Annotated in this window: 11 protein-coding genes; 3 read left to right on the plus strand and 8 right to left on the minus strand. The window is 57.4% G+C overall.

The window, feature by feature from the left end; translation table 11 throughout:
* Positions 1-167: 167 nt before the first annotated feature.
* The 7 genes from CLG94_RS05585 to speD all read right to left on the minus strand — a co-directional run bounded on the left by CLG94_RS05585 (position 168) and on the right by speD (position 7,710).
* Positions 168-1,220 carry a D-alanyl-D-alanine carboxypeptidase family protein gene (locus CLG94_RS05585; RefSeq protein ID WP_107561877.1) on the minus strand — a complete coding sequence of 351 codons (1,053 nt, stop codon included), beginning with the start codon at positions 1,218-1,220 and terminating at the stop codon, positions 168-170.
* A gap of 14 nt (positions 1,221-1,234) precedes the next feature.
* Positions 1,235-1,840, minus strand: coding sequence for a D-sedoheptulose-7-phosphate isomerase (locus CLG94_RS05590; protein ID WP_107561878.1), 606 nt, complete (start codon positions 1,838-1,840; stop codon positions 1,235-1,237).
* A gap of 217 nt (positions 1,841-2,057) precedes the next feature.
* Positions 2,058-2,996 (minus strand): protein translocase subunit SecF, encoded by a 939-nt coding sequence (secF, locus tag CLG94_RS05595; protein WP_107561879.1) that lies wholly within the window; start codon positions 2,994-2,996, stop codon positions 2,058-2,060.
* A 77-nt stretch (positions 2,997-3,073) separates the two neighbouring features.
* Positions 3,074-4,669, minus strand: coding sequence for a protein translocase subunit SecD (gene secD / locus CLG94_RS05600; RefSeq protein WP_161954045.1), 1,596 nt, complete (start codon positions 4,667-4,669; stop codon positions 3,074-3,076).
* A 108-nt stretch (positions 4,670-4,777) separates the two neighbouring features.
* Positions 4,778-6,241, minus strand: coding sequence for an aminotransferase class I/II-fold pyridoxal phosphate-dependent enzyme (locus CLG94_RS05605; RefSeq protein ID WP_107561880.1), 1,464 nt, complete (start codon positions 6,239-6,241; stop codon positions 4,778-4,780).
* A 148-nt stretch (positions 6,242-6,389) separates the two neighbouring features.
* Positions 6,390-7,307, minus strand: coding sequence for a polyamine aminopropyltransferase (gene speE / locus CLG94_RS05610; RefSeq protein WP_107561881.1), 918 nt, complete (start codon positions 7,305-7,307; stop codon positions 6,390-6,392).
* Entirely contained in the window at positions 7,276-7,710 is a 435-nt protein-coding gene (speD, locus tag CLG94_RS05615) for an adenosylmethionine decarboxylase (RefSeq protein ID WP_107561882.1), read from the minus strand. Before speD ends, speE begins: the two co-directional genes overlap by 32 nt.
* Before the next feature lie 312 nt (positions 7,711-8,022).
* Here speD and CLG94_RS05620 point away from each other — a divergent pair, with 312 nt between their 5' ends.
* A complete protein-coding gene (locus tag CLG94_RS05620; protein ID WP_320414611.1) occupies positions 8,023-9,144 on the plus strand; it encodes a DegT/DnrJ/EryC1/StrS family aminotransferase in 1,122 nt (373 codons plus the stop codon).
* On the opposite strand, the gene CLG94_RS14100 is transcribed toward CLG94_RS05620, so the two are convergent.
* On the minus strand, positions 9,090-9,212 hold the full coding sequence (locus CLG94_RS14100; protein ID WP_489752983.1) for a hypothetical protein: 123 nt from the start codon (positions 9,210-9,212) through the stop codon (positions 9,090-9,092). The genes CLG94_RS05620 and CLG94_RS14100 overlap by 55 nt on opposite strands.
* A gap of 465 nt (positions 9,213-9,677) precedes the next feature.
* Here CLG94_RS14100 and CLG94_RS05625 point away from each other — a divergent pair, with 465 nt between their 5' ends.
* Positions 9,678-10,091, plus strand: a complete 414-nt coding sequence (locus CLG94_RS05625; protein ID WP_107561884.1) for a carotenoid biosynthesis protein — start codon at positions 9,678-9,680, stop codon at positions 10,089-10,091.
* A complete protein-coding gene (hpnH, locus tag CLG94_RS05630; protein ID WP_107561885.1) occupies positions 10,088-11,089 on the plus strand; it encodes an adenosyl-hopene transferase HpnH in 1,002 nt (333 codons plus the stop codon). Before CLG94_RS05625 ends, hpnH begins: the two co-directional genes overlap by 4 nt.
* The last annotated feature ends 20 nt before the right edge of the window (positions 11,090-11,109 follow it).

Here is an 11,109-nt window from a genome sequence, read left to right on the forward strand (position 1 = left end):
TATCAGCACAGGGTGTAGGGTGAAGGGTGTAAGGATCACGATGGAGAGTTGAGGATCCAGGGTTGAGGAGGTAGTGATATTTCGGGGTTGCCTTGTCCTAATACCCTACACCCTATACCCTAACCCTGGGGTGAGTGGAACTGCAGGCCAACGGCGGAGAGGTAGCCTCAGCCCCCTTCGCCTCTTGGCGTATCGGTAGAACCCCCATCGGAAACCCCAAGGCTGGGCGCCCGCCCGCCGAGGGCGGCAAAACCATACTCCAGCAGCGCTGCGGCCTCGGCCCACCGACGGGAATCGTTGAGGAGAACAGTGATCAGTCGATGGTCGCCCCGCGTAGCCGACGCTACGAGACAGCGACCAGCCTGTTCGGTATAGCCGGTCTTGACGCCATCCGCACCGGCAAACTGTCCGAGAAGCTGATTATGGGTTCGAATCACCATCCGCTTTACCACCTTTCCGTTCCGCCCCGTCAGGATAGCGAGATGAGCCTCCCGGGTCTGCACCATACGGGCGAATGTCGGATTACGCAACGCCTGGCGGGCGAGGATCGCCAAGTCATAGGCGGTCGAGTAGTGATCCGGGTTGTCAAGTCCGTGGGGATTCGTAAAATGTGTTCCCTCCATCCCGAGAGAGCCCGCCTTCGCATTCATCCGGGAGACAAACCCCTCTTCGCTCCCGCCGATATGTTCGGCCGCCGCCAACGCGGCATCGTTCGCAGATTTGATCAGAATCGCCCACAATAGGTCTCTGAGCGTGATCTGCTGGCCGCGTCTGAGCCCAAGTCCAGTCCCCGTGACGGCAGCCGCCCGCTCAGTGATGACCACCTTCTCGTCCAGTCGCCCCTCCTCCAGGATGAGGAGCGCCGTCATGATCTTTGTGGTGCTGGCCGGGGAACGCCGCTCCATGTGATGCCTGGCAAACAGGATCGCGCCTGTGTCGGCATCCATCAACAGCGCTGACGCTGCACTTAACTGCTCAGGATCGGCCAGAAACCAGCCGAGGTCAGAGGTAGCGCCCCACCGATCTGTCTGCCGTGTCGGTACAGACAGATTCGCGGTGAGACTTATCCGTGTGCGACGCACAGGCAGGCTCGAAGCCGATGGTAGGGCAAGATCTTCTCGACCCCTCGCAGGGCGCGAAGACCTCGCCCAAGCCGGCATACTGGCGGCAAAGAGGATACTCAACGCGATGAGAGCGACCCACTTCTTCCCTCTTTCCATGAGTTCCCCTTTATCTACGACGTGCCGAACAGATCGGTTTCAACCAGTTGACAGAGGGCGTGCCCAAGCGTCGCGTGGACTTCCTGTATCCTGGGTGTTGATCGAGAGGGGACCACGAATGCATAATCTGCCAGCCCGGCGAGCTTTCCCCCATCCCCGCCGGCGAACGCAACTGTACAGAGCTGCATCTTGCCTGCCGTTTCTATCCCGCACACGACACTGGAGGACTGGCCGCTGGTACTGATCCCAATGGCAACATCGCCGGCAGAGCCCAAGGCTTCAACCTGGCGCGCAAAGACCTGAGCGTAGTCCCGATCATTACTGATGCTGGTCAGAACGGTGCCATCGGTCGTCAGAGCGATGGCAGGTAGCGCCGGCCGATCGAGCAGGAAACGGTTCACGAGCTCACCTGCAATATGCTGGGCGTCGGCCGCACTTCCGCCGTTTCCGAAGATCAAGATCTTCCTTCCGGCCCGCAGGGCCTTCGCAATGGCTACCGCCACACGGACCACCAGGTCCAGGTGGCCTTCCAGGAAGGCTAGCTTGAGCTCAGCGCTCTCACGGAATATCGCCTCGGCAATGCCCCGATGCGAATGAGAGGTTCCGGGTTCAAGGTTCAAGGTTCAAGGTTCCGGGTTCAAGACTAAAAAGCCGTTCCATGTCCCAGGTGGCATCTCACACCTCACAGGTCCACAGCGTGGAACGCGAAACCTGGCGTTTGGAACTGACAACTGTGTCGCACCAATCCCAGCCTTATTTGAGGTACTACCTTATGGCGAGTTGAGTTGTCAAGGGAAAAGACGAAGCGTACCCACATCGGGGGTCTGCGGCTTCCGTTTATCCCTTGACCTTGGCCTTGACGGGAGCTTTCAGCTTGGATCGCTCCCACGTACGCCACTCATAGACAATGGGGGAGGCTACAAACCAGGAAGAGTAGGTGCCAACGCAGACACCGGCGATCAGTGCAAGTGAAAAATCGTGGAGCACCTCCCCACCTAGCATGAAGAGGGCTAGCAAGACCAGGAGGACTGTGAGCGACGTCACAATAGTTCGGCTCAAGACCTCATTGATACTCATGTTGATGACGTCTCCCAGCGATTCTTTCCGTCGGCCTTGAAGATTCTCACGGATCCGGTCGAAGACCACTACGGTATCTGTCAGCGAATATCCGGCGAGGGTGAGCAACGCAGTGATGATGAGGAGGGTGATCTCCCCGTTCAACACATAAAAAAACCCTAGAACAGCCAGGACATCATGCAGGGTGGCGATGGCCGCCGCTATCCCGAACTTGAACTCGAAGCGCCAGGCAATATAGGCGATGATGCCGATCATGGAAAAGGCAATAGCCCACAGAGCAGCTTTTTGGAGGTCCTTTCCTATGGCTGGCCCGACCTCATTCGTCCCCTCCACCACGAACGGATTATCAGGTAACCCTTTCGAGAAGATGTCCTGCACCCGCTGGGCCATTCCGGCCTGACTACCCTCTGCCCGCTTCAAGCGAACCATGATGCGGTCCCCACCGGCGAACTGCTGGGGCTCACTATCCTTCAGGCCACTCTCTGCCAGCAGCGTTCTGACCCGACCAAGATCTACCGGCTTGCTGAACTTGAGCTGAACAGAGGTGCCGCCGGCGAAGTCAATTCCGAGATTAGCCGCGCCGCGCCCGATCTGAATGATCGAGACAATTCCGAGAAGGCACAGAACTGCCGAAACCGTGAACGCAGTCCTCCGCCAGGCAACGAAATCGACCTTTGTCTTACCGAGAATCTCCATCATGGCTAGTTCATAGTTCACAGTTCATAGTTCAGGGAGTTTCTAACCACGAACCCTTGAACTATGAACTGTGAACTTCCTTAGATGCTAAGGGTTTTCAGGTTCCACCGCTGGGTCATCCAGTCGTAGACTACCCTGGTCCCCGTCAATGCCGTCACCAGGTTGAAAATTACCCCGAGGCTCAGGGTGACCGCGAAGCCTTTCACCGGCCCCGTCCCGAACAAAAACAACGCAAACGCGGTAATCAACGTCGTCACATGGGAGTCGATAATGGTGAGGAAGGCTTTGTCGTAGCCCCCGTCAATGGCCGACCGGACCCCCTTCCCCAATCGGAGTTCTTCACGGATCCGCTCCAGGATCAGCACGTTCGAGTCCACCGCCATCCCGATTCCAAGGATGATGCCCGCAATGCCGGGGAGCGTCAGCGTGGCCCTGAGGCTGGCCAAGGCCCCCACCAGCCAGATGAGATTTAAGAGCAGCGCAAAGTTGGCGATGACCCCGGACAACCTGTAGTAGACCGCCATGAAGACAATGACGAGGGCGCCGCCTAAAATCGCGGCCCGCATACCCTTTTCGATGGAGTCCTGGCCCAACGATGGACCAACCGTCAGATTCGAAATGATGTTGACGGGCGCGGGAAGCGCGCCGGCACGCAGCACGATCGCCAGATCTCTGGCCTCCTCCATGGTGAAGCTACCGGAGATCTGGGCCTTGCCGCCGGGGATCTTCTCCCTGATGACCGGCGCCGAATAGATGGTGTCATCCAGAACGATGGCCATGCGTCGGCCGACGTTGGCCGCCGTGGCCTCGCCAAAGAGGCGGGTACCCTCCCGATCAAATGCGATCGAGACCACCGGCTGATTGGTCTGGCCCTCGATCTGTACCTGAGCCGAGGTGAGCAGATCACCCGTCAGGACGGCTCGCTTCTGCACGACAAGGGGGGTTTTACTCACATTTTCCCCCTCCTCCGTACGGCGTATATAGAGAAGCTCGCCGCCCTCCGGGACCTTTCCCGCCACAGCCTCAGCAATATTGGCATCCTCCGCCACCATCTTAAACTCCAGAAGGGCGGTCTTGCCGATCAGATTGATCGCCCGCTGCGGCTCCTTGATGCCTGGAAGCTGGACTATGATCCGTCGGTCCCCTTCCTGTATGATGTGAGGCTCGGCCACGCCAAACTGATCGACGCGATTCCGGATGGTTTCCAGGCTCTGTTGAATAGTGGATTCCTGGATCCGCTTTATTTCACTCGATGTAAGGCTCAGGCTGAGTTCAGCCGGATCAGCCCCGCCGGACTGTTGCAGGTTACTATAGCTCTTCAGGATACGGCGCAAGCCATCCATACCTTCCTTCGCCTGAAGCCTGATTCTGATACGGTCGATCCCCTCGCGGGTCATCTGCTCGACTGCGATCTTTTCCTTCTCGATTTCCCGGCGCAATTCGGTAATCAGCCGGTCAACGGTGTTTTCTACTGCCTTCTCGGTGACAACCTCAAGGACCAGGTGCATCCCCCCCTGTAGATCGAGCCCAAGATTGAGCCGTTCAGCCCGCGGAAGCAACGGAGGCAATAGCGAAGGGAGTGACGACCGGCCTGATAGCGTGGGAAAGAGATAGTAGCCGGCTATCACCGTCACCAGCAGAAGGGAGAAGATCTTCCATCTTACGGTTTTTTTCATGATGCTTTACCCGTCTCTTCAAGGGGACGCGGTGCCTCGGGAAACTCAGACGGCAAAATATACGGAAAAGCTCGTAAAAAAGCAATGGGAAAGTTCAAAGAGGTCGGCTCAATCGCGCAGGACGCGAATTTGCGGTTCATCCAATTCCAGGACCCCGTCGATCCTTGCGCCATGAGAGGCGAGCGAGCGCAGGTAGTCGATCGCCGAAGATCCCACCTCTTCGCCGGGCACAAGGACAGGCACGCCGGGGGGGTAGATGGTCACAATATCAGCGCTGGTTCGCCCCTTCGCCTTCGTCAGCGGCAGATATTCCGAGGGGGCAAAGAAGGCGTCCCGTGGAGACAGATGGAACTGTTGACCCAGTGGCGGAAGCAGGGAGGGGACGGCTCGCCGATCCCGGGGGCGGGTGCCGCGCCCCGCCAAGCTGTCCAGCGCCGCTACCAGTTGATCCAAGTCATCCCTTCTGTCCCCGATACTGACGATCACCAGGATATTACACAGATCGGCCATCTCCACCTGGATGCCGAACTCGGTATTCAGGATGGCAGAGGCCTCGAACCCGCTGAGGCCGAGCCCCTTGACGCAGATGGTAAGTTTCGTCACATCCAGGAAGAAATCACTGCCGCGCAGATCAGCCTCGCTAAAACAGGACAGGCCAGAGATCCGATTGATGCGACATCTCGCGTCTTGCGCCAGATCGATCGCTTTGCCTAAGAGCTTCTCTCCTTCGGTCGCCATCTGCATTCTGGCCAGATCCAACGAGGCCATCAGAATGTAGGAGGGGCTGGTGCTCTGAAGGAGAAGTAACAGCTTCACAACCCTGGGGTAATCGATATCTCGACCTTTCAGGTGCAGCATGGAGGACTGGGTCATCCCCCCCAGGATCTTATGGGTGGACTGAACGCAGAGATCGGCTCCAGCGTCGAGCGCCGACGTGGGCAGCCCCTGGTGAAAATGGAGGTGGGGACCGTGGGCCTCATCCACCAGGACCAGGATTCCCCGGCGCTTGGCGAGGGAGACGATGGCGCGCAAGTCTGCTGCCACCCCGTAGTAATTGGGGCTGGTGAGGGAGAGGACCTTCGCTTTTGGATACTGCGCCATAGCGCGTTCCACCCCTTCAACCGTCACGTTTAACAGCATGCCCAAATCCTGATCGAAGGCCGGCAGGAAGAACCGCGGTGTCGCGCCGCTGAGGATAATCCCGGTCAAGATCGATTTATGGGCATTCCTTGCGATGAGAATCTCGTCCCCAGGACTGGCGGTAGACAGAATCATCGCATGGTTACCACCGGTGGTCCCGTTGATCAGGAAGAAGGAGTGATCAGCTCCATACGCCTCGGCGGCCAACTCCTGGGCCTCCTTAATGACCCCCACCGGCCGTTGCAGGCAATCGACTTCATCAAGCGTTGTCAGGTCAATGGTAAAGATCTTAGGGCCGACGAACTTTCGAAAGCGCGTAGAGATACCCTTGCCGCTCTTGTGCCCCGGGGTATGGAACGAGATCTTTCGACTCTCCGCGAGGTTGACCATCGCGTCGAAGAGGGGCGTCTTGTACTGTCGCTCAGGAACCATCAAGAGTAAGGCAGGGTGGAGGGTATAGGGTATAGGGAAGGAAAGCGGAAAGAATGAAGGGATGAGTCCCGGTGGAATAACTTCGATTCGTACTGATCTTGAATACTGGACCCTCCACTCTCAACCCTCTACCCTAGCCCCTGGCTTTTTAGTGGAAGGTAAAGAGGGGGTGGTTGTCCTCGATGATCCGCTTCTCTTCCTCAAGGTGCCGGCGCACATACTTTGGGAGGAGAAAAGACATCTGATGCGTAGGACCATCGTAATATCGCAGGTCAGGCCCGATCCGTTCGGCGATGAGGCGATCGATAGTATCCGGTCCCAGCGCTCGTGGGTCAGGCCGCTTGGAGGCCACGGCGAATCCCCAGGGAAGGGCAAAGCTGGGGACGCTGGCCCAGTAGGGGGCCACTACGGGGAACGCGGTCCGCAAGGTCTCGTGGATGGCGGTAAAACAGGCCAGGTTGGAGAGACTGACCGAACCCGCTTGCAGCGCGATGATCCCCTGATCCGTCAGGCATCGGTGCACGATTTGATAAAACTCCCGCGTAAAGAGGAGATATGCCGGGCCCTCTTCAACCGGCTCCGAGATGTCGATGATGATCACATCGAACCGCTCGTCTGTCTCCTCCAAGTATCGTCTGGCATCAAGGAAGCGGAGCTCGGTGCGCGGATCGTCGAAGGCGCCCCTGTGCCATTCGGGCAGCAACTCCTTACACCGGGTGACAACCTCCTCATCGATATCGACCATCAGGGCCCGCTCCACAGTGGGATGGCGGAGGACCTCCCGCAATGTGGCCCCTTCCCCGCCGCCCACGATAAATACCTTTTTGGGCGCGGGATGACTGAACATTGCCGGATGGACTAATGTCTCGTGGTAGATGAACTCATCGAGGATACTCGACTGAACCTTATCGTCAAGGATAAGGGCCTTCCCGTAGCTGCCAAGCTCCATGATATCGAGAGATTGAAAGGGGGTCTGCGTGGAAAATAGGACTCGTCGAATCCCGTGCAGATGCCCCTCCTCAGGGCTCAAGGCTTCAATGAACCAGCGAGAGTTCTTGATCGGCATCGACAGCCTTCTCCGTGGACGCACTCAATTTGTGGGCAAGCTTCCCGTGGTGACCGGGCATGATGCCCCGCCGCACCTCAACGACCGACGGCTTTTTGCACTGAAGCCGGGTGGCGATGTACTCCACCGCCACATCGGGCTTAATGACATCTCCACAGGTGAAGATGTCAACCGCCGCATACCCATACTCGGGCCAGGTGTGGATAGAGATATGAGATTCAGCAATCACCACAACACCGCTCACACCGAAAGGATTGAACTCATGGAAGGAGGTATCAACGATTGTAGCCTTGCAGGCGTTCGCCGCACAAACCAGGATCCCCTTGATAACATCGACTTTTTTCAGCAACTCTGGGCTACAACCGTGTAGCTCCACCAACAGGTGTTTCCCGAGTGCTTGCAACGATCTGCCCCCCTTCACGAAAGTTGATAATCGATGCCCCACCTCCGTGGTGCGTCATTGCTCAAGCGCGTTATACCGCGTTTCGACAAAATTGCAAGCAAAAAATGGGGGTCCAACATAAATTCTGGTTGACACCCGGTTCTGTGTTGGGTAGAAATAGGTCTGCTCTAGCTCGCTACCCCTGATCGATGGATCGTCGCTGATGGTCTACCCTATGGACTTCTCAGCGGCTGTGGACGGCCAACCTTCACGGTGAATCATCAACGTCTTCCTTGCCTTTGGTAGGTCTCATCTGGGGGAAAAGATTTGAACGTGCCGCTCCTGGACCTTCGCGCGCAGTACCTCACGATCAAGGATGAGGTGCGTGCCGAATTAGATGCAGTCTACGAAAGTCAGCATTTCATCCTCGGCCCGAAGGTGGCTGCCCTGGAACAGGCGATCGCTCGTACCTGCGGAGCCACCTATGCCGTGGGGGTCTCATCCGGTACCGATGCCCTCCTGATCGCCCTCATGGCACTCGGCCTCAGTACGGGCGACGAGGTCATCACCACTCCGTACACCTTCTTTGCGACTGCCGGCTCTATCGTCAGGGCTGGGGCGCGCCCGGTCTTCATCGACATCGACCCTACCAGCTTCAATCTGGAACCTTCTCAGGTGCAGGATCGGATCACACGTCGGACCAAGGCACTCCTCCCCGTCCACCTGTTCGGCCGCTGCGCAGAGATGGAGCCACTCCGTACGCTGGCGGCGCAACACCACCTCGCCATCATCGAAGATGCCGCTCAGGCGATCGGCGCCCGGACGGCTGAGGGCGGGAAGGCAGGCGGAATGGGAACGCTCGGCTGCCTCTCTTTCTACCCGACAAAAAATCTGGGTGGATTTGGCGATGGCGGCATGGTGCTGACCAGCGATCCGAGATTGGCAGAAATTCTCAGGAGCCTCAGGCAGCAGGGGAGCGAAAGTCTCTATGAGTATTCGAGGGTGGGTGGAAATTTCCGATTGGATGAGATTCAGGCTGCCGTCCTCCTGGTGAAACTCAGGCATCTCGAGGGGTGGGTCGAGGCCAGGCGCGCCCACGCCAACCGTTACAATGATGCGTTTCGGCGGCTCAATCTCGATTGTTCCGATGCGCTTACTCTACCCGACACGCCGAAGGCCGAGCATCACGTCTTCAATCAGTATGTCGTCCGGACACGCCGACGGGATGAGCTCCACCGCTTCCTCGCGTCTCGGGGGATCGGTACGGCTGTCTACTACCCCAAGGCGCTTCACATGCAGGCATGCCTCGCGTTCCTCGGGTATCGGGAGGGAGATTTCCCGGAGGCCGAGCGGGCCGCTCGCGAGACCCTGGCACTACCCGTCTACCCGGAGCTGACGGTTCAGATGCAAGACCGCGTCATTGAGGACATAGATACCTTCTTCAAGGGGCGATGAGCGCTGCCCGTATAGACATATAGTCCTGCTGGAAAAAGGAACGTCCCCCGCCTTCCCACCTGATGCACCGCCGCCTTTTGCAGATGCAAGGTAACTACTTATTACTCAGAGCATAAAATAGCTTACCCCCCTTTCGTAAAGGGGGAAGTTGCTGGAGATGTTGTGCGAGAGTGCAATCTGTTTTATGCTCCTCGTAATAATAGTGTCTGTCCCTATTTTCCCTTTTTAAGGTTGCCAGCGCCAGGGTGGATGTGATACATCTGATAAGAATTGCGCGTTAACGGCCAATGGCCGATCGGTCTTGGTGGCCTATATTGCCACAATGTGGTAGGTCTACGATTTAGTGTGCCTCCTACCCTTGGGGTGGTTATTCGTTCCAATGGCCGGAGAAACTCAGAAGGCTGGGTTTCGACTTCGCCCCTAACCCACTGACCCACTACTGAGCCCCTAATCATTTACGCAGGATTCAGGATGACATTTTGCTACATTTCTGATGCTGGATGTCAGTGGGCTGGTTGCTACGAGGGAGCTGAATGGCGGAAGCGATCCAATCCCTTGTCGCTTGCGTTTCTGGCATGCTATCTGACAGCAGCATCCATGGAAAGATCTACGAATATTCGGAATCCGGGCTCTACTTTGGCGTGCCGCTTATCAACCTCTTTGGGTGGGCAGTTGTGGGATTTGTGACAATCGCCCTCTTTCAACAGATCGATTCTACGCTGGCGGCAGAGCCGACCTTAGACCGAGGGGTGAAACTGATCGAGTGTGGCGTCATACTCTACTATCTGATTCTAGTCTTTAGCCGCTCGATGACCTTTGCCGTTGGCGAGTTGCTGTCTGGAATAACCGGAGCCTTACTGTACATCCCAATCACTTGGATGGTCTTCATACGCTACTGGCAGTGGTCGGCAGCCCACAGGCGTGTCAGTCGTGGAGCGCTATTATGAGATTTCCGTTGCACATCACGACGGATATGCTCAAACACCAGATTCGCCACGGGCTCAAAGGGAACACTCGATATCCGTTCGTCCTCATGCTCGAACCGCTGTACACTTGCAACCTGGCCTGTCTAGGCTGCGCCGTTGAGCGGCACACCGGGAAAATCGAGGATCGGTTGACGCTTCAGGAGTGCCTGAAGGCGGCGGATGACTCTGGCGCTCCGGTCGTTTCGATCTGCGGCGGGGAGCCCACCATCTACCCTGAACTGAAAGGGTTGGTGGAGGGGATGATTGCCCGCAAGCGACACGTTTACCTGTGTACCAACGGGTTGATGCTTGATCGAACCGTCTACGGCCTGATCGCACCGCACAATCGGCTCACTATCAACATCCATCTGGATGGACTTAGGCGAACCCACGACCAGGTCTGCGATAGGGAAGGTGTCTTCGATAAGGCGCTCGACATGATCAAGGAAGGCAAGCGGCTCGGCTACCGGGTGACGACAAATACGACGGTCTTCAAGGAGACCGATCTTGACGAGATCGAGGCGCTGTGCCGCCTGCTGCGAGAGCACCAGGTAGATGGGATGCTCCTCTCGCCTGGGTATAGCTATGCCTCAGCCGAGTCTGATTTCTTCCTGGCTCGCGAGGAGATCCACCAAAAGTTCCAAAAGGTTCTCGAACTGTCGAAACAGTATCGACTTATCTCCACCCCGATGTTCCTCGAATTTGCGGCCGGCCTGCGCGAGTACCCTTGCTCCCCGTGGAGTACTGTCACCTTTACCCCCGAAGGTTGGAGGGGGCCCTGCTATCTCATCGGGGAGAAATACTTCCGGACGTTTGAGGAGTTCTGGCAAGGCATGGATTGGGACTACTGGGAGTCCCGCCAGGACCGGCGCTGTTACAACTGCAAGATGCACTCCGGCTTCGAGGCTTCTGTCGTCCGCGGGCTCCGAAACAGCCCGAAAGACATGCTCAGGATGGCCATCTGGAACTTTTTGGAGTAAGCGCTATGCCGGTGCCATCT

Source organism: Candidatus Methylomirabilis limnetica, from assembly GCF_003044035.1.
Classification (GTDB): domain Bacteria; phylum Methylomirabilota; class Methylomirabilia; order Methylomirabilales; family Methylomirabilaceae; genus Methylomirabilis; species Methylomirabilis limnetica.

What these genes read in the sequence shown, in the direction of transcription:
- speE (WP_107561881.1), bottom strand. Translation starts at nt 7,307, where the DNA reads ATGCCGATCAAGAACTCTCGCTGGTTCATTGAAGCCTTGAGCCCTGAG.
- secF (WP_107561879.1), bottom strand. Translation starts at nt 2,996, where the DNA reads ATGATGGAGATTCTCGGTAAGACAAAGGTCGATTTCGTTGCCTGGCGG.
- secD (WP_161954045.1), bottom strand. Translation starts at nt 4,669, where the DNA reads ATGAAAAAAACCGTAAGATGGAAGATCTTCTCCCTTCTGCTGGTGACG.
- CLG94_RS05585 (WP_107561877.1), bottom strand. Translation starts at nt 1,220, where the DNA reads ATGGAAAGAGGGAAGAAGTGGGTCGCTCTCATCGCGTTGAGTATCCTC.
- CLG94_RS05605 (WP_107561880.1), bottom strand. Translation starts at nt 6,241, where the DNA reads ATGGTTCCTGAGCGACAGTACAAGACGCCCCTCTTCGACGCGATGGTC.
- CLG94_RS05625 (WP_107561884.1), top strand. Translation starts at nt 9,678, where the DNA reads ATGGCGGAAGCGATCCAATCCCTTGTCGCTTGCGTTTCTGGCATGCTA.
- hpnH (WP_107561885.1), top strand. Translation starts at nt 10,088, where the DNA reads ATGAGATTTCCGTTGCACATCACGACGGATATGCTCAAACACCAGATT.